General features: G+C 39.6%; 31 protein-coding genes. 21 read left to right on the forward strand and 10 right to left on the reverse strand.

What is annotated here, in order from left to right:
• Nucleotides 1–7 precede the first annotated feature (7 nt).
• The 9 genes from B7721_RS06465 (at nucleotide 8) to B7721_RS06505 (ending at nucleotide 6,985) form a co-directional block, all read left to right on the forward strand.
• On the forward strand, nucleotides 8–319 hold the full coding sequence (locus B7721_RS06465; RefSeq protein ID WP_084878128.1) for a CHY zinc finger protein: 312 nt from the start codon (nucleotides 8–10) through the stop codon (nucleotides 317–319).
• 231 nt (nucleotides 320–550) lie between these two features.
• Nucleotides 551–751, forward strand: coding sequence for a F0F1 ATP synthase subunit C (locus B7721_RS06470; protein WP_001054555.1), 201 nt, complete (start codon nucleotides 551–553; stop codon nucleotides 749–751).
• A 34-nt stretch (nucleotides 752–785) separates the two neighbouring features.
• A complete protein-coding gene (gene atpB, locus B7721_RS06475) occupies nucleotides 786–1,499 on the forward strand; it encodes a F0F1 ATP synthase subunit A (protein ID WP_038806145.1) in 714 nt (237 codons plus the stop codon).
• 13 nt (nucleotides 1,500–1,512) lie between these two features.
• Nucleotides 1,513–2,007, forward strand: a complete 495-nt coding sequence (gene atpF / locus B7721_RS06480; RefSeq protein WP_000558543.1) for a F0F1 ATP synthase subunit B — start codon at nucleotides 1,513–1,515, stop codon at nucleotides 2,005–2,007.
• A complete protein-coding gene (locus tag B7721_RS06485; RefSeq protein ID WP_084878130.1) occupies nucleotides 2,007–2,543 on the forward strand; it encodes a F0F1 ATP synthase subunit delta in 537 nt (178 codons plus the stop codon). Before atpF ends, B7721_RS06485 begins: the two co-directional genes overlap by 1 nt.
• 14 nt (nucleotides 2,544–2,557) lie before the next feature.
• Nucleotides 2,558–4,063 carry a F0F1 ATP synthase subunit alpha gene (atpA, locus tag B7721_RS06490; RefSeq protein ID WP_000996617.1) on the forward strand — a complete coding sequence of 502 codons (1,506 nt, stop codon included), beginning with the start codon at nucleotides 2,558–2,560 and terminating at the stop codon, nucleotides 4,061–4,063.
• 15 nt (nucleotides 4,064–4,078) lie between these two features.
• Nucleotides 4,079–4,957, forward strand: a complete 879-nt coding sequence (locus B7721_RS06495; RefSeq protein WP_061587114.1) for a F0F1 ATP synthase subunit gamma — start codon at nucleotides 4,079–4,081, stop codon at nucleotides 4,955–4,957.
• 191 nt (nucleotides 4,958–5,148) lie between these two features.
• Nucleotides 5,149–6,555: a F0F1 ATP synthase subunit beta gene (gene atpD / locus B7721_RS06500; RefSeq protein ID WP_000094372.1), complete on the forward strand. Its 1,407-nt coding sequence runs from the start codon at nucleotides 5,149–5,151 to the stop codon at nucleotides 6,553–6,555.
• 10 nt (nucleotides 6,556–6,565) lie between these two features.
• The gene (locus B7721_RS06505) at nucleotides 6,566–6,985 is read left to right on the forward strand and encodes a F0F1 ATP synthase subunit epsilon (protein ID WP_000940836.1); all 420 of its coding nucleotides are present in this window, start codon (nucleotides 6,566–6,568) and stop codon (nucleotides 6,983–6,985) included.
• 32 nt (nucleotides 6,986–7,017) lie between these two features.
• Here B7721_RS06505 and B7721_RS06510 read toward each other — a convergent pair whose 3' ends face one another.
• Nucleotides 7,018–8,031 (reverse strand): lactonase family protein, encoded by a 1,014-nt coding sequence (locus tag B7721_RS06510; protein WP_084878132.1) that lies wholly within the window; start codon nucleotides 8,029–8,031, stop codon nucleotides 7,018–7,020.
• 144 nt (nucleotides 8,032–8,175) lie between these two features.
• Between B7721_RS06510 and B7721_RS06515 the strand changes: the two genes are divergently transcribed.
• The 5 genes from B7721_RS06515 (at nucleotide 8,176) to B7721_RS06535 (ending at nucleotide 12,837) form a co-directional block, all read left to right on the forward strand.
• Nucleotides 8,176–9,342 carry an AI-2E family transporter gene (locus B7721_RS06515; RefSeq protein ID WP_000400294.1) on the forward strand — a complete coding sequence of 389 codons (1,167 nt, stop codon included), beginning with the start codon at nucleotides 8,176–8,178 and terminating at the stop codon, nucleotides 9,340–9,342.
• Complete coding sequence (locus tag B7721_RS06520) at nucleotides 9,332–10,561, forward strand: tetratricopeptide repeat protein (protein WP_162283482.1); 1,230 nt, start codon at nucleotides 9,332–9,334, stop codon at nucleotides 10,559–10,561. Before B7721_RS06515 ends, B7721_RS06520 begins: the two co-directional genes overlap by 11 nt.
• A 139-nt stretch (nucleotides 10,562–10,700) precedes the next feature.
• The gene (locus B7721_RS06525; protein ID WP_000121157.1) at nucleotides 10,701–11,342 is read left to right on the forward strand and encodes an amino acid ABC transporter permease; all 642 of its coding nucleotides are present in this window, start codon (nucleotides 10,701–10,703) and stop codon (nucleotides 11,340–11,342) included.
• A gap of 10 nt (nucleotides 11,343–11,352) precedes the next feature.
• Nucleotides 11,353–11,982, forward strand: coding sequence for an amino acid ABC transporter ATP-binding protein (locus tag B7721_RS06530; RefSeq protein ID WP_084878134.1), 630 nt, complete (start codon nucleotides 11,353–11,355; stop codon nucleotides 11,980–11,982).
• Nucleotides 11,983–11,997: 15 nt separating this feature from the next.
• Nucleotides 11,998–12,837, forward strand: coding sequence for an amino acid ABC transporter substrate-binding protein (locus B7721_RS06535; RefSeq protein ID WP_000823418.1), 840 nt, complete (start codon nucleotides 11,998–12,000; stop codon nucleotides 12,835–12,837).
• 227 nt (nucleotides 12,838–13,064) lie between these two features.
• On the opposite strand, the gene lysS is transcribed toward B7721_RS06535, so the two are convergent.
• The 5 genes from lysS to B7721_RS06565 all read right to left on the reverse strand — a co-directional run bounded on the left by lysS (nucleotide 13,065) and on the right by B7721_RS06565 (nucleotide 17,548).
• Nucleotides 13,065–14,555, reverse strand: a complete 1,491-nt coding sequence (gene lysS, locus B7721_RS06545) for a lysine--tRNA ligase (protein WP_084878137.1) — start codon at nucleotides 14,553–14,555, stop codon at nucleotides 13,065–13,067.
• A gap of 138 nt (nucleotides 14,556–14,693) precedes the next feature.
• On the reverse strand, nucleotides 14,694–15,317 hold the full coding sequence (locus tag B7721_RS06550) for a histidine phosphatase family protein (protein ID WP_084878139.1): 624 nt from the start codon (nucleotides 15,315–15,317) through the stop codon (nucleotides 14,694–14,696).
• Nucleotides 15,317–15,799, reverse strand: a complete 483-nt coding sequence (locus tag B7721_RS06555; protein WP_084878141.1) for an aminoacyl-tRNA deacylase — start codon at nucleotides 15,797–15,799, stop codon at nucleotides 15,317–15,319. Before B7721_RS06555 ends, B7721_RS06550 begins: the two co-directional genes overlap by 1 nt.
• A complete protein-coding gene (locus B7721_RS06560; protein ID WP_084878871.1) occupies nucleotides 15,799–16,641 on the reverse strand; it encodes a DUF368 domain-containing protein in 843 nt (280 codons plus the stop codon). Before B7721_RS06560 ends, B7721_RS06555 begins: the two co-directional genes overlap by 1 nt.
• Nucleotides 16,642–16,747: 106 nt before the next feature.
• The gene (locus tag B7721_RS06565; RefSeq protein ID WP_001227574.1) at nucleotides 16,748–17,548 is read right to left on the reverse strand and encodes a glycoside hydrolase family 25 protein; all 801 of its coding nucleotides are present in this window, start codon (nucleotides 17,546–17,548) and stop codon (nucleotides 16,748–16,750) included.
• A 155-nt stretch (nucleotides 17,549–17,703) separates the two neighbouring features.
• Between B7721_RS06565 and glmU the strand changes: the two genes are divergently transcribed.
• From glmU to B7721_RS06600, 7 genes are all read left to right on the forward strand, one after another.
• Nucleotides 17,704–19,083, forward strand: a complete 1,380-nt coding sequence (gene glmU / locus B7721_RS06570; protein ID WP_070800288.1) for a bifunctional UDP-N-acetylglucosamine diphosphorylase/glucosamine-1-phosphate N-acetyltransferase GlmU — start codon at nucleotides 17,704–17,706, stop codon at nucleotides 19,081–19,083.
• Nucleotides 19,084–19,092: 9 nt separating this feature from the next.
• Entirely contained in the window at nucleotides 19,093–19,638 is a 546-nt protein-coding gene (locus B7721_RS06575; RefSeq protein ID WP_000393795.1) for an NUDIX hydrolase, read from the forward strand.
• 11 nt (nucleotides 19,639–19,649) lie between these two features.
• A complete protein-coding gene (macP, locus tag B7721_RS06580; protein WP_071850913.1) occupies nucleotides 19,650–19,961 on the forward strand; it encodes a cell wall synthase accessory phosphoprotein MacP in 312 nt (103 codons plus the stop codon).
• A gap of 15 nt (nucleotides 19,962–19,976) precedes the next feature.
• Nucleotides 19,977–20,669: a 5'-methylthioadenosine/adenosylhomocysteine nucleosidase gene (locus B7721_RS06585; RefSeq protein ID WP_084878143.1), complete on the forward strand. Its 693-nt coding sequence runs from the start codon at nucleotides 19,977–19,979 to the stop codon at nucleotides 20,667–20,669.
• A 76-nt stretch (nucleotides 20,670–20,745) separates the two neighbouring features.
• Nucleotides 20,746–21,240 carry a chromosome segregation protein RocS gene (rocS, locus tag B7721_RS06590; protein WP_000021253.1) on the forward strand — a complete coding sequence of 165 codons (495 nt, stop codon included), beginning with the start codon at nucleotides 20,746–20,748 and terminating at the stop codon, nucleotides 21,238–21,240.
• A gap of 81 nt (nucleotides 21,241–21,321) precedes the next feature.
• The gene (locus B7721_RS06595) at nucleotides 21,322–21,912 is read left to right on the forward strand and encodes a 3'-5' exonuclease (RefSeq protein ID WP_084878145.1); all 591 of its coding nucleotides are present in this window, start codon (nucleotides 21,322–21,324) and stop codon (nucleotides 21,910–21,912) included.
• Nucleotides 21,913–21,920: 8 nt separating this feature from the next.
• Nucleotides 21,921–23,684 carry a glycerophosphoryl diester phosphodiesterase membrane domain-containing protein gene (locus B7721_RS06600; RefSeq protein ID WP_084878147.1) on the forward strand — a complete coding sequence of 588 codons (1,764 nt, stop codon included), beginning with the start codon at nucleotides 21,921–21,923 and terminating at the stop codon, nucleotides 23,682–23,684.
• A gap of 38 nt (nucleotides 23,685–23,722) precedes the next feature.
• Here B7721_RS06600 and B7721_RS06605 read toward each other — a convergent pair whose 3' ends face one another.
• The 4 genes from B7721_RS06605 to B7721_RS06620 form a co-directional block, all read right to left on the reverse strand.
• Complete coding sequence (locus B7721_RS06605; RefSeq protein ID WP_084878149.1) at nucleotides 23,723–24,022, reverse strand: YbaB/EbfC family nucleoid-associated protein; 300 nt, start codon at nucleotides 24,020–24,022, stop codon at nucleotides 23,723–23,725.
• Between the two features lie 71 nt (nucleotides 24,023–24,093).
• Entirely contained in the window at nucleotides 24,094–25,245 is a 1,152-nt protein-coding gene (locus B7721_RS06610; RefSeq protein ID WP_084878151.1) for a site-specific integrase, read from the reverse strand.
• 1 nt (nucleotide 25,246) lies between these two features.
• On the reverse strand, nucleotides 25,247–25,495 hold the full coding sequence (locus B7721_RS06615) for a DUF3173 family protein (protein ID WP_084878153.1): 249 nt from the start codon (nucleotides 25,493–25,495) through the stop codon (nucleotides 25,247–25,249).
• On the reverse strand, nucleotides 25,496–26,668 hold the full coding sequence (locus B7721_RS06620) for a Rep family protein (RefSeq protein WP_084878155.1): 1,173 nt from the start codon (nucleotides 26,666–26,668) through the stop codon (nucleotides 25,496–25,498).
• Between the last annotated feature and the right edge of the window lie 97 nt (nucleotides 26,669–26,765).

The raw sequence follows: 26,765 nt of genomic DNA on the forward strand, positions 1-26,765 counted from the left end.
AAAGTGAATGAATCAAGCACAAGGTTTATTAGTTGATGATGAAGGCAGATGTGTTCATTATCATGGCGAAAAGGATATCGTTTCCCTCCAGTGTTATGAGTGTAAAAAATACTATGCTTGCTATCAGTGCCACAATACTATAGAAACGCATGTGTTTTCGCCCTATCCCTTGGTGCTTTCTGAGGATAGACCGATTTTATGTGGGGTTTGTAAGAGGACAATGACTTTCCAAGAATACCAAAAACAGATGGCATGTCCTTACTGCAGTGCTCCATTTAATCCAGGTTGTAAACAACACTATTCCTACTATTTTAAATAAACTGAATCGATCCAAGTTTTAAACTTGGATTTTTCAGTTTGTTTCAGAAAATAAAGTAAAATCAAGAAAAACACGAAATCTAAAATGGAAAAACTTTCTATAGAATAGGGTAAAAATAGCAAAAATAGAAATATATTATCTGAAACGCTTTCAACGTAAGTAAAAAGTTGACAAATCAAAATTTTAGGACTAAACTAAGTAAGTAAATTTTAAATAAAAGGAGAATTCATCATGAATTTAACATTTTTCGGTCTTTGTCTTGCCTGTATGGGTGTATCCCTTGCAGAAGGTATGTTGATGAACGGTTTGTTCAAATCAGCTGCTCGCCAACCAGACATCATTCCACAATTGCGTAGCTTAATGATCATGGGGATTGCCTTTATCGAAGGAACATTCTTTGTAACTCTCGTATTTTCATTTATCATCAAATAAAGAGAAGTATAAAATGGAAAAGGGAGGATTTTAGATGGAAGAAAGTATCAATCCAACCATCAATATTGGTCCTGTTACCTTTGATTTGACCTTGACTGCCTTGACCTTGCTGTCAGTAGTCGTTATTTTTGGCTTTATCTATTGGGCAAGTCGGAATATGACTGTGAAACCCAAAGGAAAGCAAAATGTACTGGAGTATCTCTATGATTTCGTAGTCGGATTTACTGAACCTAATGTAGGCTCACGGTACATGAAAGATTACTCACTCTTTTACTTGTGTTTATTTCTTTTTATGGTGATCGCAAACAATCTTGGTTTGATGGCCAAACTTCAAACTACAGATGGGACAAACCTTTGGACATCGCCAACTGCCAATCTTCAGTTTGACTTGGCTTTGTCATTTGGAATTATCCTGATGACCCATATAGAAGGAATTCGTCGCCGTGGTGTTAAAAAGTATCTGAAAGGCTTTGTTACCCCAGGTTTTATGACACCGATGAATCTCCTTGAAGAAGTCACGAATTTCCTATCACTTGCTTTGCGGGTATTTGGAAATATCTTTGCCGGAGAAGTGATGGCTAGTTTGCTAATCACACTTTCTCATCAGGCTCTTTATTGGTATCCAGTCGCATTTGTTACCAATCTTGTCTGGACGGCGTTTTCTGTGTTTATTTCCTGTGTTCAGGCTTATGTATTCACAGTCTTGTCTTCTATGTATCTAGGAAATAAAATTAATGATGAAGAGTAGAAAGGAGTAACAGATGCACGTAACAGTAGGTGAATTAATTGGTAACTTTATTTTAATCGCTGGCTCTTTTATCCTTTTGATTGTCTTAGTTAAGAAATATGCGTGGTCAAACTTGACAAGTGTCTTCGAAGAAAGGGCAAATAAAATTGCTGCTGATATTGATGGAGCTGAACAAGCTCGTCAAAAAGCAGAAACTCTTGCCCAAAAACGTGAAGATGAATTGGCTGGTAGTCGCAACGAAGCCAAAACAATCATTGAAAATGCTAAAGAGACTGCAGAGAAAAGTAAAGCAGATATTTTAGCAGATGCTAAAGTAGAAGCAGGTCGCTTAAAAGAGAAGGCGAATCAAGAAATTGCTCAGAATAAAGCTGAAGCTTTGCAAAGTGTTAAGGGAGAGGTTGCAGATTTGACGATTAGCCTCGCTGGTAAAATCATCTCAAAAAACCTTGACAGTCATGCTCATAAGGAACTCATTGATCAGTATATCGATCAGCTAGGAGAAGCCTAATGGACAAGAAAACAGCAAAGGTAATTGAAAAGTACAGCATGCCTTTTGTCCAATTAGTGATTGAAAAAGGAGAAGAGGACCGGATTTTTTCAGACTTGGATCAAATCAAGCAAGTCGCAGAAGAAACGGGCTTACCTTCTTTTTTAGCTCAGGTGGCAGTTGATGAGTCTGATAAGGAAAAAACAGTTGGTTTTTTTCAAGACTCTGTCTCACCTTTAATGCAAAACTTTATTCAGGTTCTGATTTACAATCACAGAGCAAATCTTTTTTATGATATCATTGTTGATTGTTTGAATCGTCTTGAAAGAGAAACCAATCATTTTGTAGTCACGATTTCCTCAGCTCATCCTTTAACAGATGAACAGAAGGAATGTTTGCTTCCCTTGATAGAGAAAAAAATGTCTCTGAAAGTACGGAGTATTAAAGAACAAATTGATGAAGGACTCATTGGTGGTTTTGTTATTTTTGCTAATCACAAGACAATTGATGTGAGTATAAAACAACAACTTCGAGTTGTTAAAGAAAATTTGAAATAGAAAGTGGTGTTCTTTTGGCAATTAACGCACAAGAAATCAGCGCTTTAATTAAGCAACAAATTGAAAATTTCAAACCCAATTTTGATGTGTCTGAAACAGGTGTTGTAACCTATATCGGGGACGGAATTGCGCGTGCTCACGGTCTTGAAAATGCCATGAGTGGAGAGTTGTTGATCTTTGAAAACGGCTCTTATGGGATGGCGCAAAACTTGGAGTCTACTGACGTTGGGATTATCATCCTTGGAGACTTTACAGATATTCGTGAAGGTGATACCATTCGCCGTACAGGTAAAATCATGGAAGTACCTGTGGGGGACAGTCTAATCGGACGTGTTGTCGACCCACTTGGTCGTCCGGTTGATGGTCTTGGTGACATCCATACTGATAAAACTCGTCCAGTAGAAGCGCCAGCTCCTGGTGTTATGCAACGTAAGTCTGTATCAGAACCATTACAAACAGGTTTGAAAGCTATTGACGCCCTAGTACCGATTGGTCGTGGTCAACGTGAGTTGATTATTGGTGACCGTCAGACAGGGAAAACAACTATTGCGATTGATACAATCTTGAACCAAAAAGGGCAAGATATGATCTGTATCTATGTAGCGATTGGACAAAAAGAATCAACAGTCCGTACGCAAGTAGAAACACTTCGTCAGTACGGTGCCTTGGACTACACAATCGTTGTGACAGCCTCTGCTTCACAACCATCTCCATTGCTCTTCCTAGCTCCATATGCTGGAGTAGCTATGGCAGAAGAGTTTATGTACCAAGGGAAGCATGTTTTGATCGTTTATGATGATCTTTCAAAACAAGCGGTCGCTTATCGTGAGCTTTCTCTCTTGCTTCGTCGTCCACCAGGTCGTGAAGCCTTCCCAGGGGATGTTTTCTACCTTCACAGTCGTTTGCTTGAGCGCTCAGCTAAAGTTTCTGATGAGCTTGGTGGTGGATCTATTACAGCCCTACCATTTATCGAGACACAAGCAGGAGATATCTCTGCCTATATCGCAACCAACGTGATTTCTATCACTGACGGACAAATCTTCCTTGGTGATGGTCTCTTCAATGCGGGTATTCGTCCAGCCATCGATGCGGGTTCGTCTGTATCCCGTGTAGGTGGTTCGGCACAAATCAAAGCCATGAAGAAAGTAGCTGGTACACTTCGTATCGACCTTGCTTCATACCGTGAGTTGGAAGCCTTCACTAAGTTTGGTTCTGACTTGGATGCAGCAACACAGGCTAAGTTAAACCGTGGACGTCGTACTGTGGAAGTATTGAAACAACCTGTTCACAAACCACTACCTGTTGAGAAACAAGTAACCATTCTCTATGCTTTGACACATGGTTTCTTGGATACGATTCCAGTAGATGACATTGTTCGTTTTGAGGAAGAGTTCCATACTTTCTTTGATGCTCATTATCCAGAGATTTTGGAAACCATTCGTGAAACAAAAGACTTGCCAGAAGAAGCAGTCTTGGATGCTGCGATTACAGAGTTTCTCAATCAATCCAGCTTCCAATAAGAATAGAGGTTTCAGATGGCAGTATCTCTAAATGATATTAAAACAAAAATCGCCTCAACCAAAAATACGAGTCAAATCACTAATGCTATGCAAATGGTATCGGCTGCCAAGTTAGGTCGCTCTGAAGAAGCAGCGCGCAACTTCCAAGTTTACGCTCAGAAAGTTCGTAAGCTTTTAACGGATATTTTGCATGGTAACGGATCTGGTGGTTCAACCAATCCGATGCTCATCAGTCGCCCAGTTAAGAAAACAGGCTATATCGTTATTACTTCAGACCGTGGCTTGGTTGGAGGTTATAATGCTTCCATCCTTAAAGCCGTTATGGAGTTGAAAGAAGAATACCATCCAGATGGTAAAGATTTTGAGATAATCTGTATCGGTGGTATGGGAGCTGATTTCTTTAAGGCTCGTGGTATTCAGCCAATCTATGAACTACGTGGCTTGGCAGATCAACCTAGTTTTGATGAAGTTCGTAAAATTATTTCAAAAACGATTGATATGTACCAAAACGAACTTTTTGATGAATTGTACGTCTGCTACAACCATCATGTCAATACTCTCACAAGTCAAATGCGTGTGGAACAAATGCTTCCGATTGTTGACTTGGATCCAAATGAAGCGGATGAAGAGTATAGCTTGACATTTGAGTTGGAAACGAGCCGTGATGAGATTCTAGAGCAATTGTTGCCACAGTATGCTGAAAGTATGATTTACGGGGCTATTATTGATGCCAAGACAGCTGAAAATGCTGCAGGTATGACAGCCATGCAAACGGCGACCGATAATGCTAAGAAGGTCATCAATGATTTGACAATCCAGTATAACCGTGCTAGACAGGCGGCGATTACACAAGAAATTACAGAAATCGTAGCGGGGGCTAGTGCCTTAGAATAAGGCTTTACCCTGTAGGTATCAAAATGAACTTATACTCAATGATAATCAAAGAGCAAACTAGGAAGCTAGCCGCAGGCTGTACTTGAGTACGGTAAGGCGATGCTGACGTGGTTTGAATTTGATTTTCGAAGAGTATTAGGACCTAGTTGAGCTAGGAACCGATAGTATCTTATATAGAATAGGAGAAGGAGATGAGTTCAGGTAAAATTGCTCAGGTTATCGGACCCGTTGTAGACGTCTTGTTTGCAGCAGGGGAAACACTTCCTGAGATTAACAATGCACTTGTCGTCTACAAAAATGACGAAAGAAAAACAAAAATCGTCCTTGAAGTAGCCTTGGAGTTGGGTGATGGTATGGTCCGTACGATCGCCATGGAATCAACAGATGGTTTGACTCGTGGAATGGAAGTTTTGGACACAGGCCGTCCAATCTCCGTTCCAGTAGGTAAAGAAACTTTGGGACGTGTCTTCAACGTTTTGGGAGATACCATTGACTTGGATGCTCCTTTCGCTGAGGACGCTGAGCGTCAGCCAATTCATAAGAAAGCTCCAACTTTTGATGAATTGTCTACCTCATCTGAAATCTTGGAAACAGGGATTAAGGTTATCGACCTTCTTGCCCCATACCTTAAAGGTGGTAAAGTTGGACTTTTCGGTGGTGCCGGAGTTGGTAAAACTGTCTTGATCCAAGAATTGATTCACAACATTGCCCAAGAACACGGTGGTATTTCAGTATTTACCGGTGTTGGGGAACGTACTCGTGAAGGGAACGACCTATACTGGGAAATGAAAGAATCAGGCGTTATCGAGAAAACAGCCATGGTATTTGGTCAGATGAATGAACCACCAGGAGCACGTATGCGTGTTGCCCTTACTGGTTTGACAATCGCCGAATACTTCCGTGATGTAGAAGGCCAAGATGTGCTTCTTTTCATTGACAATATCTTCCGTTTCACTCAGGCTGGTTCAGAAGTATCTGCCCTTTTGGGTCGGATGCCATCAGCCGTTGGTTACCAACCAACACTTGCTACAGAAATGGGTCAATTGCAAGAACGTATCACATCAACTAAGAAGGGTTCTGTAACCTCTATCCAGGCTATCTATGTGCCAGCGGATGACTACACTGACCCTGCGCCAGCAACAGCTTTCGCTCACTTGGATTCAACAACAAACTTGGAACGTAAGTTGGTACAGTTGGGTATCTACCCGGCCGTTGACCCTCTAGCTTCAAGCTCACGCGCCTTGGCACCTGAGATTGTTGGTGAGGAGCACTACGCAGTTGCTGCTGAGGTTAAACGTGTCCTTCAACGTTACCATGAATTGCAAGATATCATTGCTATCCTTGGTATGGATGAACTCTCTGATGAAGAAAAGACCTTGGTTGCTCGTGCCCGTCGTATCCAGTTCTTCTTGTCTCAAAACTTTAACGTTGCAGAACAATTTACTGGTCAACCTGGTTCTTATGTACCAGTAGCGGAAACAGTTCGTGGCTTTAAGGAAATCCTTGAAGGAAAACATGACCAGCTACCAGAAGATGCCTTCCGTGGTGTCGGTTCAATTGAAGACGTCATTGCTAAGGCAGAGAAAATGGGATTTTAAGAGGTGATCTATGGCTCATTTAACTGTCCAGATCGTGACACCAGATGGCCTCGTCTATGATCACCATGCCAGCTTTGTATCGGTACGAACTCTGGATGGTGAGATGGGGATCTTGCCACGACATGAAAATATGATTGCGGTTCTAGCGGTTGATGAAGTAAAGGTAAAACGTATCGATGATGATACTCATGTGAACTGGATAGCAGTGAACGGAGGAATTATCGAGATTGCTAATGATATCATTACCATTGTAGCAGACTCAGCAGAGCGTGCTCGTGATATTGACATCAGTCGGGCAGAACGTGCGAAACTTCGCGCTGAACGAGAAATCGAAGAAGCCCATGACAAGCATTTGATTGACCAAGAACGTCGTGCAAAAATCGCATTGCAACGTGCTATCAACCGTATCAATGTCGGAAATAGACTATAAAAAAATGAACTTGAAACTCAAGTTCATTTTTTTTAATGTGGAAAGTTGATACAGACTCCTTCAGGGACATGGAAGTCGTTAGAAAGCTCTGCAAGACGACCACTTTTAGGATTGCGCTTAAAGACGGTTGCGTTATCAGAATCTTGATGAACAGCAATGAGAAACTCTTGATCAGGAGTTAGGTCGAAATCACGTGGATTTTTACCATGGCTTGGTACAATCTCTAATAATTCCAAGCTACCATCAGCGAGGATTGTATAGACGGCAATGGAATCATGACCTCGGTTGGATGCATAAAGGTATTTTCCATCTTTTGAAAGACGAATAGCAGCAGTAGCGTTGAAATCTTCGTATCCGTCTGGTAAGGTTGAAATGACTTGCATGCGTTCAAATTCACCAACCCCATCGTAAATCAAGACTTCAATGGTACTATTTAGTTCGCAAATGAGATAGGCAATCTTATAGTGGTGGTGGAAAACGATGTGGCGAGCACCTGCTCCAGACTGGCTGTGATAAGTGTGGAGCTTACTTAGTTTTCCTTCTGGGCTAACATCATAGGTCGTCACCTCGTCAGTACCTAGGTCACATGTGACGAGATACTGATCAGGTGTTAGATCCGTAAAGTGTACATGTGGAGAAGTTTGGTTTTCATGAGGACCATGTCCACTATGCTGATCCAGATCCGTTTGGATGAGACTACCATCTGCTTGGCGCTGATAAACCAGAACTTGACCTTTGTGGTAGTTGGCTCCATAAACAAGACTACGCTTTTCATCCACTGCCACATAGCAATGTGGAGCGCCTTCTTCAACTACATGATTTAGCAAAGTGCCATCTGTCTTGTATGCAGCGATTCCCCCCAAGCCATCCTGACTCCCTACGGTGTATAAGTGTTGCTGTTGGTCAAAGGCAAGGTAGGTCGGACTTGGTTCAGCAGCAAAGAGTTCAAGATTTGCAAGCTGGCCTGTTTCTGTATCAAAATCTGCCTTGTATATCCCTTTAGATAAGCGACGAGTGTAAGTTCCAAAATAAACAGTTTCTTTCATGTCCATACCTCTTAATAATGATAAGTTCATTATACCACAAAATGGCAGTCATGAAGCACTAGATTCATTCATGTAAGCACTTTAAAAAAGAGTTATTTTAGTCTAAAAATGGTATAATGAGAGAACGACAGAAAGGATGTATTTATGGAACATAAAGAGAAACATTTTAGCCTATCTTGGTTTTTTAAGTGGTTTTTAGATAATAAAGCCATCACTGTATTTTTAGTAACCTTGTTACTGGGGCTAAACATTTTTATTCTAAGTAAGATTAGTTTTATCTTTTTACCGGTATTGGACTTTTTAGGGGTTGTCATGTTGCCAGTTATTTTATCTGGTTTACTTTATTACCTCCTCAATCCGATTGTGGACTGGATGGAGAAGCACAAGATCAATCGTGTTCTTGCCATTAGTATTGTTTTTGTCATTATCGGACTCTTTATCATTTGGGGATTGGCAGTCGCAATTCCTAATCTGCAACGTCAAGTCTTAAATTTTGCGAAGAATGTGCCGACATACCTGGAAGATGCTGATAAGGTGATCAATGACCTTGTAACCAAACGCTTGCCAGATGATTTTAGACCACAGTTGGAGCAGGTTCTTTCCAATGTTTCTAGTGAGGCGACCATGTGGGCCAGCAAAATCTCTTCTCAAGCTGTTAACTGGGTTAGCGCCTTTATCAGTAGCGTTTCCCAGGTCATTGTTGCGGTTATTATCGTACCCTTCATGCTCTTTTATCTTTTGAGAGATGGGAAAGGTCTACGAGACTATTTGACTAAGTTTATCCCAAACAAGTTAAAAGAACCTGTCGGACAAGTTTTGTCAGATGTTAATAAACAGTTGTCAAACTATGTTAGAGGGCAGGTTACAGTTGCTATTATCGTGGCAATTATGTTTATTATCTTCTTTAAGATTATTGGTCTCAGATATGCTGTGACTCTGGGGATCACGGCTGGTATCCTCAATCTAGTACCTTACCTGGGTAGTTTTCTTGCCATGTTGCCTGCTTTGGTTTTGGGCTTGATAGCAGGACCTGTGATGCTTTTGAAAGTGATTATTGTCTTTATTGTTGAACAAACGATTGAAGGTCGCTTCGTTTCTCCGCTTATTTTAGGTAGTCAGCTAAACATCCATCCCATCAATGTCCTATTTGTTCTCCTAACTTCAGGTTCTATGTTTGGTATTTGGGGAGTCTTGCTGGGAATTCCTGTCTATGCTTCTGCCAAGGTCGTTATCTCAGCTATCTTTAACTGGTATAAAAAAGTCAGCGGTTTGTATGAAGAAGAAGGGGAGGAAATCAAGAGTGAACAATAGTCAACACATGCTCCAGGCTTTGGATGAACAGGATTTAATCAAAGCGGATCAGTATTTTCACAAAGCCCTCGAAACAGATTCAAGTGAAGTTCTTTACGAACTAGCAAGCTATCTAGAGGGAATTGGCTTTTATCCTCAAGCAAAAGAAATTTACCAAGATATCGTTACAGAATTTCCAGAAGTGAATCTGAACTTAGCCAGCATTGCTAGCGAGGATGGCAATGTTGAGGAAGCCTTTGCTTACCTTGAGGAAATCACACCCGAAAGTGACTGGTACGTATCGGCCTTGGCCTTGAAGGCAGACCTCTATCAGTTGGAAGGATTGACGGATGTAGCACGTGAAAAATTACTAGAAGCCTTAAATTATTCAGATGATCCCATATTAGTTTTTGGTTTTGCTGAGTTGGATAGCGAGTTAGGGAATTATCAGGAAGCCATTCAGGGCTATGCTCAATTAGACAATCGCTCCATCTATGAGCAAACGGGTGTCTCAACCTATCAACGAATTGGTTACGCTTATGCCCAGTTAGGCAAGTTTGAAGTCGCAACTGAATTCTTAGAGAAAGCTTTAGAACTAGAATACGATGACCAAACTGCCTTTGAACTGGCTAGCCTTTACTTTGACCAGGAAGAGTATCAAAAATCTGTTCTTTACTTTAAGCAAATTGATACCATTTCACCTGATTTTGAAGGATATGAATATGGCTATAGTCAAGCCTTACATAAGGAACATCAGGTGGAAGAAGCCCTTCGTATCGTTAAACAAGGTTTGGAGAAAAATCCATTTGAAACTCGGCTCTTGCTTGCTGCTTCTCAGTTTTCGTATGAATTACATGATCCTGGTAGTGCAGAGCAGTTTCTCCTTACTGCAAAAGAAGATGCAGAGGATACAGAAGAAATATTTCTTCGCCTTGCAACCATTTATATGGAACAAGAGCGGTACGAAGATATCATCGCTCTCCAAAGTCAAGAACCTGAAAATCTCTTGACCAAATGGATGATTGCCCGTTCTTACCATGAAATCGAGGATTTAGATAGGGCCTATGAGCTCTATCAGGAACTATCGCTTGATCTCAAGGATAATCCTGAATTTCTGGAGCAGTATACTTATCTTTTGCGTGAATTGGGGTATTTTGAAGAAGCCAAGGTACAAGCTGAAGCTTATTTAAAACTCGTTCCAGATGATGTTCAGATGCAAGAACTCTTAGAAACACTTTAAAAGTTATCTCTCTAAAAGAACGTATCCGTCAATTTGGCAGATACGTTTTTTTTTGAAAAAATAGATTTTTTTTACAAAAACTCTTGCTAAATTGTTTATTTATGCTATAATAGGAACAATAATTTTTAGGAGGTGCAGTATGTCTTATATGTTTGAGATATTACCAAGTTTATTGAACGGTGCAAGTATGACTCTTCAAGTCTTTGCTCTGGTCTTGATCTTTTCAATTCCTTTAGGTATTGTCGTTGCCTTTGCTTTGCAAGTTCGTTGGAAACCCCTCCATTATCTGATTGACCTTTATATTTGGGTGATGCGAGGGACTCCCTTGCTCTTGCAATTAATCTTTATTTACTATGTTCTCCCTAGCATTGGGATACGTTTAGATCGTTTGCCTGCTGCTGTGATTGCTTTTGTATTGAACTATGCAGCCTACTTTGCAGAAATCTTTCGTGGAGGGATTGAAACCATACCCAAAGGGCAGTATGAAGCCGCAAAAGTGTTAAAATTTAGCCCTTTTTCTACAGTTCGCTATATCATACTTCCTCAGGTGACAAAGATTGTCTTACCGAGTGTTTTTAATGAAATCATGAGTTTGGTCAAGGATACTTCATTGGTTTATGCCCTTGGGATTTCAGATTTGATTTTGGCAAGTCGGACAGCAGCCAATCGAGATGCCAGTCTTGTTCCTATGTTTTTAGCTGGAGCGATTTATTTGATTATGATTGGTCTTGTAACCATTGTAGCGAAAAAACTTGAGAAGAAGTACAGTTATTACAGATAGGAGGATTGCTATGTTAGAATTACGAAACATTAACAAGGCCTTTGCTGGCAAACAAATCTTAACCAACTTTAGCCTATCTATTCCTGAAAAGCAAATCCTTGCAATCGTAGGTCCATCAGGAGGCGGCAAGACAACCCTATTACGTATGTTAGCTGGATTGGAAACCATCGATTCGGGGGAAATCTACTATAACGGCGAATCGCTAGCTATAGACGAACTAGAAAAGCGCAATCTTCTGGGATTTGTTTTCCAAGATTTTCAACTCTTTCCGCATTTGTCAGTTCTAGATAACTTAACTCTGTCGCCTATAAAAACAATGAGCATGGAGAAGGAAGTTGCTGAGAAGAAGGCGCGTGGTTTGTTAGAACAACTTGGGTTAGCTGGGCATGCAGATGCCTTTCCATTTTCACTTTCAGGTGGGCAAAAACAACGGGTGGCCTTAGCACGTGCTATGATGATTAACCCAGAAATTATTGGATATGATGAACCTACATCGGCCTTAGATCCAGAATTGCGATTAGAAGTAGAAAAACTTATCCTTCAAAATAAAGAGCGTGGGATGACTCAGATTGTTGTGACCCACGATCTTCAGTTTGCGGAAAACATTGCTGATCAGATCCATAAGGTTGATCCAAAGTAGGACTAGGAGGTGCCTATGAAGAGAAAGAAAATTGCCCTTGTACTTGCTCTGTTCTTTAGCTTCTTCCTGACGGCTTGTACTCAGAAGGCAAGTGATCCAAATCAGGATAATTGGGCCAAATATCAAAAGCAGGGTAGCATTACCATTGGTTTTGACAATACATTTGTTCCCATGGGATTTGAGGAAAAGAATGGCCAGTATGCGGGCTTTGATATCGACCTAGCCCAAGCTGTTTCTGAAAAGCTAGGAATTCAGATTAAATTTCAACCCATCGACTGGGATATGAAAGAAACCGAACTACAAAATGGTACCATTGATGCCATCTGGAATGGCTATACAGCAACAGATGAACGGAAAGAGAAGGTTGCCTTTACCATTCCTTACATGGAAAATCAACAAGTTTTGGTCTCTAAAAAGTCTCAAAATATTCACTCAGTTCAGGATATGACTGACAAAGTTTTAGGGGCCCAGGCTGGATCTTCTGGCTATTTGAATTTTGAAGGACAACCAGAACTACTCAAGAATCGAGTGAAAGACCAGAAGGCCAATCAATACCAAAGTTTCAATGAAGCCTTAATTGATTTGAAAAACGATCGGATTGATGCCTTGTTGATTGACCGGGTATATGCCAATTATTATCTCCAGTCTGAAGGAATATTAAATGACTACAATGTCTTTTCAGCTGGATTTGAAAGTGAAGCTTTTGCAGTAGGTGTTAGACCTGCTGATAAAACTTTGCTAGCTGCTTTGAATCAAGCCTTTATCTCACTATACCAAGAAGGAAAATTCCAGGAAATCAGCCAGAAATGGTTTGGGGAAGATGTAGCCACCAGTCAAGTTAAAAATCAAGAATAAGAAAAGAGATTGAGTTTTTTCTCAGCCTCTTTTTGCAACGAAAAATCCTCTGGCAAGTACCAGAGGATAAGGGTTTATACTCAATGAAAATCAAAGAGCAAACTAGAAAGCTAGCTGCAGGCTGCTCAAAACACTGTTTTGAGGTTGTAGATAAGACTGACAAAGTCAGGAACATATATCTACGGCAAGGAAACGCTGACGTGGTTTGAAGAGATTTTCGAAGAGTATTATTTCATTGTTGGGAAGAGCAATACATCACGGATAGTAGTTGTATCAGTGAGGAGCATGCAGAGACGGTCGATACCGATACCCAAACCACCTGTTGGTGGCATACCATATTCAAGGGCTTCAATGTAGTCGTAGTCGATACCTGTTGCTTCATCATCACCAAGTTCTTTAGCTTTTGCTTGGGCTTCAAATCGGCTAAGCTGATCGATTGGATCGTTCAATTCTGTGAAGGCATTTCCATATTCTTTAGTCATGATGAAGAGCTCGAAACGGTCAGTAAAGCGCTCGTCTTCAGGATTTTTCTTAGCAAGTGGAGATACAGCTACTGGGTGACCATAAACAAAGGTAGGCTGAATCAATGTTTCTTCGACAAATTCTTCAAAGAAGGCATTTATGATGTGACCAACTTCGGTGTAGTGTTTTTCAACTGGGACTTTCTTCTCAGCCGCGATAGCTTTAGCTTCTTCGAAAGTCATGTCTTGCCAGAAATCTACACCAGTAATTTCCTTGATAGCATCAACCATGTGAACACGTTTGAATGGTTCGTTGATCTTGATTTCAGTGCCCTGGTAGTTAACTGGACCATCACCCTTAACTGCCTTAGCAGCGTGTTGGATAATACCTTCCGTCAAGTCCATGATATCTTGGAAGTCAGCATAAGCTTGGTAAACTTCGATAGAAGTGAACTCAGGGTTATGAGTGGCGTCCATTCCTTCGTTACGGAAGATACGGCCAATTTCATAGATACGTTCCATACCACCAACGATAAGACGTTTTAAGTGAAGCTCAGTCGCGATACGGAGCACCATGTCAATGTTTTGGGCATTGTGGTGAGTGATAAATGGACGAGCAGCAGCACCACCAGCTTCATTGTGAAGAACAGGTGTTTCCACTTCAAGGAAACCTTTTTGATCTAGATAACGACGGATTTCAGAGATGATTTTTGAACGAGTGACAAAGCGCTCAAAGCTTTCACGGTTAGAAATCAAGTCAAGGTAACGTTTACGATAGATGGTTTCAACGTCTGTCAAACCGTGGAATTTCTCAGGAAGTGGGCGAAGTGCTTTAGACAAGTGTGTGATGTGAGTTGCCTTGATAGAAAGTTCTCCCATATCTGTACGCATGACTTCACCTTCGACACCAAGGAAGTCACCGAGGTCAGCCTTTTTGAAGATTTCGTAGTTTTCTTCACCAACTTCATCTTTACGAACGTAGATCTGGATTTGACCTTCTCGGTCTTGAAGATGGGCAAAGCCAACTTTTCCTTTTCCACGTTTGGTCACCAAGCGTCCAGCGATAGTAGCAGTTTCATTTAATTCATGTAATTGTTCTTTATCAAGTTCTGCAAATTTGTCTTTTAGTTCTTGAGAGTTAGCAGTACGTTCAAAACGTTTTCCGAAGGGATCGATTCCTTGCTCACGGAGCGCAGCCATTTTTTCACGGCGAACGATCTGCTGGTCATTTAGTTCTTCCATATGTTCTGTAGACATGGGTTCCTCCTAATTTTACTCAAAATTTGATACGATGAGTCATTTTTTGCGATACTCCCATTTTATCATAAATAGCAGAGAAATTCACGGATATTCTTTGAAAACTAAAAAGAACTTGACTATTAAGATCAAGTTCCATTATTTTTCTTGATAGGAAGTGTCATTCCATCTTTCCAGAGTGAAGGTTTCAAAATCCTTGGTCTCTAAAACTGTCAGACTAGCATTTGCCAAGCCTCCATCTTTGCGAAGGTGAGCCTCTTTATAGCCTAAGAGAGTGCGTAGGCTAGCAGTGAGATTTGCCCCATGCCCGACAATCAAAATTCTTTCAGCCGGACTTTCTTTCAGAGATTTGATAAACTGAATGGTTCGCTGAGTCGTAGAGTAGAGAGATTCGGCTTCAAACATCCTCGTATCAAACTGAGCCAGATTAGAGCGAAAGGCCTTGATTTGTTGTGGGTAGATGGCATTGAGCGTAGCTATTTTTAATCCCTCTAGTTTTCCAAGTTGCCATTCACGTAGGTCAGGAATGCTCTTTAAAGGACAAGGGGACTGGAGTTGACTTTGGATAATTTCAGCAGACTTAACTGCTCTGGGTAAATCACTAGAATAAATCGTATCAAAAGGAATTTCCTTTAGATGTTGGCCCAGTTGTTTTAGGATGTCAACGGACTCTGAAAGAAGGGGAGAGTCACCGCTAGCACCTTGAAAACGTCCTTCAAGATTCCAGAGGGTGCGACCATGACGGACAAAGTAGAGTTTCATCAGTTGTTTTCCTCCAAGATATCAGCGAAGTCCGCTTTTACAAAGCTGGCTAAGTCTTGAGGTCGGATGATGATACTGTGCCCGACTTCTCCAGCAGAGACAATCATTTGGTCTAAATCCAAAGCAGTCTGATCAATAAAAATAGGATAATTGTGTTTTTGGCGAATGCCGACGGGGTTATTAGCCCCATGAATATAGCCTGTCGTTTTTTCTAGATCTTTTTGAGGAATCATGCTGACTTTTTTATTACCAGAAACCTTTGCTAGTTTTTTCTCAGCGAGGTGTTCTGTTATGGGAACGATTCCGATGATTGGCCCTGTTTTGTCCCCTAATAGAGCCAAGGTTTTAAAGATATGGTTTCTGAAGTATTCAGGAGGAAGTTCTCCTTCAAGCGCATTGATTTGAATACCAGTATGGTCAATACCTGCCTTGGTCAAGATTTGTTCGACCAAGGTTTTTTTAATCTTGACTTTTTTTGCCATTATTTATACTTATCCTCCAACTGACTCATCCAGATACCAAGCCAAATTCCAAGCGCAAAGAAGAAGGCAACGAGAACATAGCTCACAATGGAAAGCCCAGTGTATTGGATACTTTCAGCACTTCCAGCATTTGGAATCAAAATCAAGAGAGTACTTGATAGCACAATCCCAATGATAAAGTGATACACACGGGAGTGGTAGTTGTTCAAGGCGTGGTCCATTAATTTTGAAAAAATGATGAGGGTTGCACCTGCACCAATTCCGATAGGAAGGAAGGTACCAAATAAATCAAAGGTTTTAAAACCAGTTAGCATTGGAGCGTACAGCCCTAAAATCAAGAGTAGATTTGACGGACTTAAACCAGGCACCAAGACACCTAGAGCTAAAAGAGCACCCGCTAAGATAAAACTAGCGAAACTAGCACTGAGAGAACCAACAACAAAGTTTAGCGCGTAGAGCCCTAGGCCTGAAAGGATAAAGGTAGTCCAGAACCAGACTAGGTCAATCTTGTCACGATCAGATTCTCGAGTAGATTCTTTAAGGAGGCTAGGAACCGTACCGATGATAGCTCCAGCAAAACTCCATAAAACATATACTTGGTAATTTTCAAGCAGATACTCGATTGGATAAGAAAACAAACCAATGCCTAGCAACATCCCGATTGCTACTGGGATAAAGTATAGGACATTATTTTTAAAATCCTTAAAGGGATGAGCCAGAAAGCTAATCATTCGCTCGTAAATTCCCAAAATAGCTGCTAAAACACCACCTGAAATTCCAGGTAGGATAAATCCTAAGGCGATGACGATTCCCTTAATAACTCTTGCAATCCATGAAAACATCATAAAATCCTCAATTTCATAAAATTCTTTCTCTATTCTATCAATTATAACACAGACGAGAAGAAAATGAAAAAACAAGTGAAAAAGAGAGCAATTTTCACTTGTCTTATGGTCTTAAAAATAGTTTTCTGAAGGTTTCTTCTTTTTCCTTCAAGGTAGAAATAAGATTAATATCTAAATGATGTTCAAATCCAGCAATTCTTCCTTTTGAAGTATACTGATGGAGGTCGTAGTCTAAACTGGTATTGGGTGTTGTTTCAAAGTAACCAGAGTCTGTCCCGTAGGAAGGAATCCAAATAGCAGTAAACTTATCTGTATTGATACTGTGTTCTTGCATGAAGTAAACTCCAATATAGATGCCGATGTTTTTAGCACCTAAAGATTCCAGTTTAGCACGAAAGGCTTCAACCCCTTCATTCATATCAGACATTGTTTTTTCTTCCACGTCCAACCAATAGTAACTAGGGTTGTAAGGAGAAGCAGCATTATAGAAAACTTCAGCGGCTTTTTCCATTTCTTCCTTGCTGGGGCTAGCTAGATAGGCATAGACTCCAACTGGGACATTACGCTTTTGAAATTCTGTAATATGACTTTTATAGGCTTTATCAATACCATTGGCATAAGCGGCATCATTTTTTTCAGTATGTTGAGCCCCATTGTGGACGCGAACAATAACACCTGAAATATTTTGAGACAAGGTATCGTAGTTGATTTCCTCAGGTCTTTGCCAACCAGAGACATCAATAATAGGTTTGTCAAGATTATGCAAGGCCTGATTTTCAACCTGGACAGCATTTGGTTTTGACTTGACGGGATGGTCTTCATAAGTTGGTCTATTGAGGATCAAAATAGCTATAAATATAGTAAATAAAGTAAAAATAATAGCTGGATGAATCTTTTTTCTCATATTTAAATAGTTTAACGTAAATAGATAAAAAAATCAAAGAAAACATCGGAAAAAGTGAATATATGGGCGTCTTTTCCCTATTTCTCTGTTTGTTTACTCCTAAGAAACTAAATTATGGTATAATATAAGGGAATTTCTAGAGAAAAGAGAAGATTATGTCAAATTATGCCATTATTTTAGCAGCGGGAAAAGGTACTCGCATGAAATCAGATCTTCCAAAGGTACTTCACAAAGTAGCTGGAATTTCGATGTTGGAACATGTTTTTCGTAGTGTTGGTGCTATTCAACCTGAAAAAACAGTTACTGTAGTTGGTCACAAGGCAGAGCTAGTTGAGCAAGTATTAGCCGGTCAGACAGACTTTGTTACCCAAACAGAACAACTAGGAACTGGGCATGCTGTCATGATGGCAGAGCCAATTTTGCAAAATTGCTCTGGTCATACTTTGGTTATCGCTGGGGATACTCCTCTGATTACAGGTGAAAGTTTGAAAAACCTCTTGGATTTCCATATCAACCACAAAAATGTTGCGACGATTCTAACAGCTGAAGCGGCAAATCCTTTCGGATACGGTCGTATCGTCCGTAACGATAATGCTGAAGTTCTTCGTATTGTTGAGCAGAAAGATGCCACAGACTTTGAAAAGCAAATTAAGGAAATCAATACAGGAACTTATGTATTTGACAATGAGCGTCTTTTTGAAGCCCTTAAAAACATCAACACCAACAATGCCCAAGGTGAGTACTATATTACTGACGTGATTGGTATTTTCCGTAATGCGGGTGAAAAGGTTGGGGCCTATACTCTCAAGGATTTTGATGAAAGTCTTGGCGTAAATGACCGTGTAGCTCTTGCGACTGCAGAAGCAGTGATGCGTCGCCGTATCAACCAAAAGCATATGGTTAATGGTGTTAGTTTTGTCAATCCGGAAGCAACTTACATCGACATTGATGTTGAGATTGCTCCCGAAGTCCAAATCGAAGCTAATGTTACCTTGAAAGGTCAAACGAAGATTGGTGCTGAGACTGTTTTGACAAACGGTACTTACGTAGTGGATAGCACTATCGGAGCTGGAGCTGTGATTACCAACTCTATGATTGAGGAAAGTACAGTTGCAGACGGCGTGACTGTTGGCCCGTATGCCCATATTCGTCCAGGTTCAAGTCTGGCTGCTCAAGTTCACATTGGAAATTTTGTTGAAGTAAAAGGATCTTCAATCGGTGAAAATACCAAGGCGGGTCATTTGACTTATATTGGAAACTGTGAAGTGGGTAGCAACGTTAATTTCGGTGCAGGAACTATTACAGTCAACTACGATGGCAAAAATAAATACAAAACTGTCATTGGCAATAATGTCTTTGTTGGCTCAAACTCAACTATTATTGCTCCTGTAGAACTTGGGGATAATTCTCTGGTTGGAGCGGGATCAACCATTACCAAGAATGTTCCTGCTGATGCCATTGCTATCGGCCGTGGACGTCAGGTCAACAAAGATGAATATGCGACTCGCCTCCCTCATCATCCAAAGAACCAGTAGGAGTTTGTCATGGAATTTGAAGAAAAAACGATTAGTCGGAAGGAAATCTATCAAGGTCCTATTTTCAAACTAGTACAAGACCAGGTGGAACTACCAGAAGGAAAGGGGACTGCCCAACGTGACTTGATTTTTCACAATGGAGCTGTTTGTGTACTAGCTGTGACAGCTGAAGACAAAATCGTTCTCGTTAAGCAATACCGAAAAGCTATTGAGGCGGTTTCTTATGAGATTCCTGCTGGTAAACTTGAACTTGGTGAAAATGCTGATCCAATGGCGGCGGCCCTTCGTGAATTGGAAGAAGAAGTTGCCTACACAGCTAAGTTAGAACTGTTGTACGATTTCTATTCTGCGATTGGATTTTGTAATGAAAAACTAAAACTCTACCTCGCTAGTGATTTGGTCAAGGTGGAAAATCCTCGCCCACAAGATGATGATGAAACCTTGGAAGTTTTAGAAGTAAGCCTAGAGGAAGCCAAGAACCTGATCCAGTCAGGTCATATCTGTGATGCCAAGACTATTATGGCGATCCAGTACTGGGAACTACAAAAGAAATAGAGGAGAAACCCATGGGAAAACCTTTATTAACAGACGAAATGATTGAACGTGCCAACCGAGGTGAGAAAATCTCAGGACCACCTCTTCAAGATGAGGAGGAAACCAAAATCCTGCCAACATCTTCACAACATTTTGGTTATTCACGTTCTAGAGACCACGGTTTTAGTCAAGATACACTTACAATCGAAGTAGAACCAACGATTCATAAGAGCCGTCGTATTGAGAATACCAAGAGAAATGTTTTTAATTCGAAACTCAATCGTATCTTGTTTGCAGTCATCCTACTTTTGATTTTGTTAATTTTAGCGATGAAACTCTTGTAATTGAAAGGACTTGAAATGAAAATTGGAATCATTGCTGCCATGCCAGAAGAACTCGTATATTTGACTCAGAATTTGGACAAACCTAAAGAAGTCCAAGTCTTAGGAAATACTTACTACACTGGCTCTGTTGGCAATACAGAAGTCGTTCTAGTTCAGAGTGGGATTGGAAAGGTCATGTCGGCTATGAGTGTAGCAGTGTTAGCTAACCACTTCCAAGTAGAAGCTATCATCAATACAGGATCAGCAGGTGCTCTTGCTGAAGGGATTGCTGTTGGTGATGTCGTGATTGCAGATAGACTAGCTTACCATGATGTGGATGTGACTGCTTTTGGTTATGCTTATGGCCAAATGGCTGGTCAACCTCTTTACTTTGAATCAGCTAAGAAATTTATCGATAGGATTAAAGAAAACTTATCTCAGTTAGAACAGACCTGGCACCTAGGCTTGATTGCTACAGGAGACAGTTTTATAGCTGGAGATGATAAGATTGCTAGTATCAAATCCCACTTTCCGGATGTTTTAGCAGTTGAAATGGAAGGGGCTGCTATTGCACAAGCGGCTCAGGCTCTTGGTCTACCTTTCCTAGTCATTCGTGCCATGAGTGACAATGCCAATCACGAAGCCTCTATTTCTTTTGATGAATTTATTATCGAAGCTGGACGTCGTTCTGCCCAAGTCTTACTAGCCTTTTTAAAGGCCTTGGATTAAGCGGAAATTTGACAGTTTATCTAGCTTATGATAAGATTTAAATAAAGAAAAGCTAGAAAACGTTTCAGAGGATATTATGAGTATTGAAATGACCGTCAGTGAGATTGCAGAGGTCTTAGGACTATCTCGTCAAGCAATCAACAATCGTGTCAAAGAACTTCCAGAAGAGGACACGAAAAAAAATGACAAAGGTGTAACTGTAGTTACTCGAAGTGGCTTGATCAAGCTAGAAGAAATCTATAAAAAAACGATTTTTGAAGATGAACCAGTCAGTGATGATGTTAAACAACGTGAACTGATGGAAATCTTGGTCGATGAGAAAAATGCTGAAATTCTTCGTTTGTACGAGCAGCTCAAGGCAAAAGACCGCCAGTTATCAGAAAAAGATGAACAGATGCGTATCAAAGACCGACAGATTGCTGAAAAGGACAAACAGTTGGACCAACAGCAACAGTTAACTCTTCAAGCGATGAAGGATCAAGAAACCTTGAAACTCGAGTTGGACCAAGCAAAAGAAGAAGTCCAAGCAACCAAAAAAGGCTTTTTTACTCGCCTTTTTGGAGGAAAATAAAGAAGCTGTTTGGGTTACTCACTAACCTAATGGCTTCTTTTATTATTTATAGTTTATTTTGGGTAGTAATTGAGGTAAATAATGGAAAAATTAAGAGATTATATCGCCTTTGATTTGGAATTCAATCAACACGAGGGGGTTACCCATTTAATTCAAGTATCGGCAGTCCGCTTTCAAGATGGACAAGAAAGTGCTGCTTTTGATTCTTATGTTCATACTACAGCACCATTGAAGAGTTTTATCAATGGTTTGACTGGAATCACAGCTGAAACCTTGAAAGATGCTCCAAAAGTAGAACAAGTTTTAAAGGACTTTCAAGAATTCGTTGGCGACATACCTATCGTTGGTTACAATGCAGCTAAGAGTGATTTGCCTATTCTCTTGGAGCATGGTATTGATTATCGTGACCAGTATAAGGTTGATCTATATGAGGAGGCTTTTGAACGCCGTAGTTCTGACCTACACGGCATAGCCAATCTTAAATTACAAACTGTAGCGAATTTTTTAGGCTTTCACGGGAAGTCTCATAACAGTTTAGAAGACGCCCGCATGACGGCGCGTGTTTACGAAGCTTTTTTGGAATCAGATGAAGGAAAGCTATTAATAGAAGACCAGAGTAGTTTTTCTATGAATCCCTTTAATAGCTTAGACTTATCTCAATTTTTAGATTAGGAGTGCCTATGAAACCTGAAAAACCTAAAAAGCTAGGTTTTAGGAAAATTTACTATAACCTAGATAAAATACTATTTCTATTTTTCTTGATTTTCATGATGGTAGAGTTTGTTTGGTTACCATTGAATTCATGGATAGCTGGCATCCTTCTGAGACAAACAGGTTACTTGTTTATCTCCTACAATAACTTTTGGGCGATTATACAAGGCTCGCCTTTTGTCAGTTTAGCCTTTCTCATTTTAATAGCAATCAATCTTTTAGTGGCTTATTTTCAAATCTGTCTTTTGTTTATCGGGGCGCGTCACCTTCTTTATCATGAAAAGAGAACCCTGATTGAATATAGTCGAAAAGTCTTTCACCAGAGCTTTCTATTTGTCAAACGATTGAGCTTTTGTAAGATGGCCTTTGTCTTCTTTTATGTAGCTCTGCTTTTTCCTTTTATTAGGAAAATTTTAAAAATCTACTATCTCAACAAAATTATTATCCCTGATTTTATCGTTACATACCTAGAAGATAAGAACTGGCTGGTAGGGCTGTTAATCATAGCATCTGCTTGGATCTTTCTCTACATTTCTGTTCGCTTCATGTTTGCCCTTCCTAAGATTCTCTTTGAAAGAAAGACAGTAAGAGAAAGTGTGAAATATAGTCTCCAAAAGACGAAGAAAAACGTCCTTTTCTTCTCTTGGCATCTCCTACTCATTATCATTAAAACGTATCTCTTCTTCTTTGGTTTGTTAATTCCCTTGCTTTTTGCGCAAGCAGTGATAGATAATCTAACTCAAAAAGAGTCCTTGATTCTCGGTGTGATTAATTTTGTCTTGATTAAAAATTTCCATTACATGACCCTGACTTATTTCCTAGTGAAGTTTGTTTCCTTCCTTACAGGAGAAGAGCTAGAGATTATGCCAAGGCGAAAGAAAGATCATCTGATGAGATGGGGTGTCATGGGGTGTGCAAGCATCATTTTTGCCATAGAAGGCTACGTTTATCTGGAATCTCCAGATACCAATACACCTTTAGTGATTTCGCACAGAGGAGTAAGTAATAAAAACGGTGTTCAAAATACTGTGCAGTCTTTAGAAAAAACAGCTCAACTAAAACCAGATCTCATTGAAATGGATGTGCAGGAAACGAAAGACGGTCAGTTCGTGATGATGCACGATGCCAACCTCAAAAATTTAACAGGTATTAATGCTACACCGCAAGATTTGACTCTGGATGAATTAACAAATACAGATATTTACGAGAATGGTTATCAAACAAAGATTTCAAGCTTTGATGCCTATTTAGAGCGTGCAAATGCTTTAAATCAAAAATTGCTGATTGAGATTAAGACCAGTAAAAAAGATAGTCCGCAAATGATGGACCATTTCCTCGAAAAGTATGGAGTGACTATCAAGAAATATGGACACCAGATGCAATCACTAGACTATCATGTGATTGATAAAGTGTTGACTTATGATTCTGAAATTCCAGTTTACTTTATTCTTCCCTATAACAGTATCTTCCCAAGAACCAAGGCAACGGGTTACACTATGGAGTACTCGACTTTGGATGAATACTTTGTCAATAAACTCTGGACAACCGATCAGAGGCTCTATGTTTGGACCGTAAATGGTTCGGAGGCATTTGATAAAGCAGTTCGTCTCGGCGCAGATGGCATGATTACTGATGATCTTGAAATGGTCCAGTCACAAGTCACAATGGCTCAAGACGATCCGGAATATACGGAATTACTCTTAAAGAAAGCAATGGAATTCTTTGATTTCTAAGAAAAAAAGAGAAACATCTGTTTCTCTTTTTTTGTGGATTAGAAAGGCAATTTTCCAGCGAAAGCTCCTAGTTTCTTCTTAGTCGTTTCATCAATTTGTTCAAGAGCAGCGTTAACTGCTTGAACAGTCATATCTGAAAGTGTTTCGAGATCTTCTGGATCTACAACTGCTGGGTTGAAGTCAATGTTGACAACTTTTTTGTCACCAGTTAAGGTCGCTTGGACAAGGTCTTGAGCAGATTTTCCAACAAATTCCATGGCAGCGAGTTCTGCTTGGCTTTGTTCCATTTGTTTTTGAAGTTTTTGTGCTTGGCGCATCATGTTTTGCATGTTCATCATAAGATTTTTACGATTCCTTTCGTATCAAGGCTTTGAGCCTTGTTTAATAAATTTTTTTGCCATTTTTTGCCCTAGAAGTTGTCAAAAGCATTGGCGACTTCTTTTTGTTGAGTTGGGAATAAATGCGAGTAGATGTTGATAGTTGTATTAATGCTACTATGTCCGAGTCGTTTCATAAGTGTAAAAAATATATAATCTTTTCCCTCACCGTTTCTGAGTCCTTTTGAAACTAGAAACGCTGCATGTGAATGTCGGAAATCGTGATTACGAATCATTTTTAATGATGCAGGCATTCTTTTTTTCAATTTAATCTTTTGATTAGAAACCATTGGAGCAGTAAGTTGAAAAGGACTGTCTTGAAAGATTTGTAAATCTTCTGTATTGTCCGTAAACTCAGCTAATAGGTGAGCTTGTTTTTCTTTCCATTCCGTTAGTTCTTGAACGAATGCCTTATGAATGTAAATTCGACGATTAGATTGGGTAGTTTTTACTGTTCCGATATGGACCTTGTTATTACGAAAGTAAGCAGAATACTTAATATCGATATAACCCTCTGATAAATTAATCTGTTTCCAAGTTAAGGCCAATGCTTCGCCGACTCGAACACCTGTAAACATTAGCACTCGATAAAATAGCTGAAACATGTATTCATCTTTTGTGAACAGAGAATCAAATTGCTTGAATTCTTCAGGAGTGAAATAAGACATCTCCTTGTGTTTATCAGGAAGTTTTCTTAGTCCATTGCATGGATTATCTTGTCTAAGACGATTAGCAACAGCAACATCAAACATTTTATGCAGAAAAATCATTTGCTGATTAACAGTCGTACTTGATAGTGTTCCACCTTTAACACTTGGTTGTTTTACCAACCAATCTCTAAATTTTTTTACTTCATGGATAGTAATGGCAGACATATCTGCATGCTCAAAAAACTTAGAGACATATTGGTTATAGTAGGATATCTGTGTATCAATGGTAGCACGTTTATTCCCACGGAGTTCATCTTCTTGTTGAACTAAAGAGTAAAGGTGAGAGACAGATATTTTATCTTTAATCTGAACTTGACGAAGTTTGTTTAAGCGATAATCTGCCTCATATTGAACAGCTTCTTTACGAGTGGTAAATCCTGACTTTCTATGTCGTTTGATTTCACCAGTCAATGGGTCTATTCCATCGGTAATATCTACTTTCCATTTTCCCTTGTATCCTTTGAGAACTGACATATCATTTTCCTCTTTCTATGTCAGTAGCTAAGAGTACAGTATCTATTATATCATGTTTTGAGATGATTTTGAATCCAAGAATTTCTTCGGCAATAGTCTTTGGTATTCTTCCAATCCTTTTGTTTTTATAAAGTTTGAAACCTCTTTCGACAAGTAATTTTTTACCCTCTCGTATAACACGTCTAGCCGTGCCTTCTGGATATCCTTGATTTGCGATATCTATGTAAGTAACTGTTTGAATTTCTTGCATTTATTCATTCCTTTCCTTTTTCTTATTTAATTCTAAAAATAACTGGTACGACTTGTCTTGAATAGTTTCTTCTATATCAGTTTGATTTTTAAATGGGTTTGGTAATTTATTGCCATGGTCTATATAAAACATCTGGTCTATTGGTTCGTACTTGTAAAATTGCAGATATTCTTTTTTGACTTCGACTACCAAGGATAATCTTCGCATTAGCTGGCCCCAAGAATCGATATGACTTGTTTTTCTTTTCTTAGTTAATTCTAAAAAGAAATCGTAGGGGGAGTAGGGGCTAGTGATGATATAAATATTGGCTAGTAACGGTTTATCAAAATAACGACTACTTGCCATCGCTTTAACATTGTAAGGGTCAAACATTTTGAGTAAGTCTGAGTAGTCAAATTGATGGGGGCGTAATTCGTCTAAGATAATCACGTGTTCTAAATTGTATTGTTGAAAAGGGTCACGGATTGAGCCCGTAATAAAATAGTTAAGGTCATACTGTTCTGCGTATTGACGTGCTAGACGAGTCTTCCCTGTTCCCGCTTTTCCAAAAAGCCAAATAATTGTAACAATTTCATTCTTGTCAATCATTTCTTGTCGCCATAGTTCGGCTTGTGTTTCTAGTCGTTTTAAATAGACGGTTTCTATTTTTTGCCTTGCTTTGGCATATTGTGAACCAGTAAGTCGTTGTTCAATTTCTGATTTTGTAATATCACCAGTATAAAGTAGATCCAGTAGATTATCTATAATCATAGTGTCATTTATTTCATATCGTTTGGTTACATTTTTTTCGATAGTGTCTAATAGGAGTAAATAGTCAAAATTAGCAATAACTTCCTTTGGAGAATATTGGTATTTATCTTGATTGGACTCCGTATGATGAACGAGATATGAATAAGCATTGTTAACAGAGCCTCTCCATTGCTCAAAGCACTGTATTGGTTGTTTAGTCAACTTAGCAAGATTATTTAAACTTCTAGCACTTTCAAACTGTAGAACAAGGTGTATATGTGGTGCGACAAGGTTTCCATCTTGCCCAATATCCTTATCATGTAAAATTCCTGCAAAACGAATCGGTTTTAGAATGTTCGTCATATACTCGATGATATCTTGTAAATTTGAAGATTGGAAATACTCAATCTGTTGAACAAACATAATATTTCTGGCTTTTACCATTTTTGACTCCTCTCTTTTTTGGAACAATGGAACAAAACTATACTGCTTCAATAACAAGCCCTGAAGCAGTATAATAAAGCTCTCAAATGAATTGAAA

The sequence above is a fragment of the Streptococcus oralis subsp. oralis genome (genome assembly GCF_002096445.1).
GTDB classification, from domain to species: domain Bacteria; phylum Bacillota; class Bacilli; order Lactobacillales; family Streptococcaceae; genus Streptococcus; species Streptococcus oralis_N.

Bases quoted from the DNA above. Each gene is read 5' to 3' on its own strand.
- B7721_RS06595 (WP_084878145.1), top strand. From the start codon at position 21,322: ATGGAAAAATTAAGAGATTATATCGCCTTTGATTTGGAATTCAATCAA.
- lysS (WP_084878137.1), bottom strand. From the start codon at position 14,555: ATGTCTACAGAACATATGGAAGAACTAAATGACCAGCAGATCGTTCGC.
- B7721_RS06605 (WP_084878149.1), bottom strand. From the start codon at position 24,022: ATGATGAACATGCAAAACATGATGCGCCAAGCACAAAAACTTCAAAAA.
- B7721_RS06575 (WP_000393795.1), top strand. From the start codon at position 19,093: ATGGAATTTGAAGAAAAAACGATTAGTCGGAAGGAAATCTATCAAGGT.
- B7721_RS06615 (WP_084878153.1), bottom strand. From the start codon at position 25,495: ATGCAAGAAATTCAAACAGTTACTTACATAGATATCGCAAATCAAGGA.
- B7721_RS06530 (WP_084878134.1), top strand. From the start codon at position 11,353: ATGTTAGAATTACGAAACATTAACAAGGCCTTTGCTGGCAAACAAATC.
- B7721_RS06485 (WP_084878130.1), top strand. From the start codon at position 2,007: ATGGACAAGAAAACAGCAAAGGTAATTGAAAAGTACAGCATGCCTTTT.
- macP (WP_071850913.1), top strand. From the start codon at position 19,650: ATGGGAAAACCTTTATTAACAGACGAAATGATTGAACGTGCCAACCGA.
- atpF (WP_000558543.1), top strand. From the start codon at position 1,513: ATGCACGTAACAGTAGGTGAATTAATTGGTAACTTTATTTTAATCGCT.
- B7721_RS06535 (WP_000823418.1), top strand. From the start codon at position 11,998: ATGAAGAGAAAGAAAATTGCCCTTGTACTTGCTCTGTTCTTTAGCTTC.
- B7721_RS06610 (WP_084878151.1), bottom strand. From the start codon at position 25,245: ATGTCAGTTCTCAAAGGATACAAGGGAAAATGGAAAGTAGATATTACC.
- B7721_RS06620 (WP_084878155.1), bottom strand. From the start codon at position 26,668: ATGGTAAAAGCCAGAAATATTATGTTTGTTCAACAGATTGAGTATTTC.
- B7721_RS06515 (WP_000400294.1), top strand. From the start codon at position 8,176: ATGGAACATAAAGAGAAACATTTTAGCCTATCTTGGTTTTTTAAGTGG.
- B7721_RS06495 (WP_061587114.1), top strand. From the start codon at position 4,079: ATGGCAGTATCTCTAAATGATATTAAAACAAAAATCGCCTCAACCAAA.
- B7721_RS06585 (WP_084878143.1), top strand. From the start codon at position 19,977: ATGAAAATTGGAATCATTGCTGCCATGCCAGAAGAACTCGTATATTTG.
- B7721_RS06565 (WP_001227574.1), bottom strand. From the start codon at position 17,548: ATGAGAAAAAAGATTCATCCAGCTATTATTTTTACTTTATTTACTATA.
- B7721_RS06465 (WP_084878128.1), top strand. From the start codon at position 8: ATGAATCAAGCACAAGGTTTATTAGTTGATGATGAAGGCAGATGTGTT.
- B7721_RS06555 (WP_084878141.1), bottom strand. From the start codon at position 15,799: ATGGCAAAAAAAGTCAAGATTAAAAAAACCTTGGTCGAACAAATCTTG.
- B7721_RS06510 (WP_084878132.1), bottom strand. From the start codon at position 8,031: ATGAAAGAAACTGTTTATTTTGGAACTTACACTCGTCGCTTATCTAAA.
- B7721_RS06550 (WP_084878139.1), bottom strand. From the start codon at position 15,317: ATGAAACTCTACTTTGTCCGTCATGGTCGCACCCTCTGGAATCTTGAA.
- B7721_RS06470 (WP_001054555.1), top strand. From the start codon at position 551: ATGAATTTAACATTTTTCGGTCTTTGTCTTGCCTGTATGGGTGTATCC.
- atpD (WP_000094372.1), top strand. From the start codon at position 5,149: ATGAGTTCAGGTAAAATTGCTCAGGTTATCGGACCCGTTGTAGACGTC.
- B7721_RS06560 (WP_084878871.1), bottom strand. From the start codon at position 16,641: ATGTTTTCATGGATTGCAAGAGTTATTAAGGGAATCGTCATCGCCTTA.
- atpB (WP_038806145.1), top strand. From the start codon at position 786: ATGGAAGAAAGTATCAATCCAACCATCAATATTGGTCCTGTTACCTTT.
- B7721_RS06600 (WP_084878147.1), top strand. From the start codon at position 21,921: ATGAAACCTGAAAAACCTAAAAAGCTAGGTTTTAGGAAAATTTACTAT.
- B7721_RS06505 (WP_000940836.1), top strand. From the start codon at position 6,566: ATGGCTCATTTAACTGTCCAGATCGTGACACCAGATGGCCTCGTCTAT.
- glmU (WP_070800288.1), top strand. From the start codon at position 17,704: ATGTCAAATTATGCCATTATTTTAGCAGCGGGAAAAGGTACTCGCATG.
- B7721_RS06525 (WP_000121157.1), top strand. From the start codon at position 10,701: ATGTCTTATATGTTTGAGATATTACCAAGTTTATTGAACGGTGCAAGT.
- rocS (WP_000021253.1), top strand. From the start codon at position 20,746: ATGAGTATTGAAATGACCGTCAGTGAGATTGCAGAGGTCTTAGGACTA.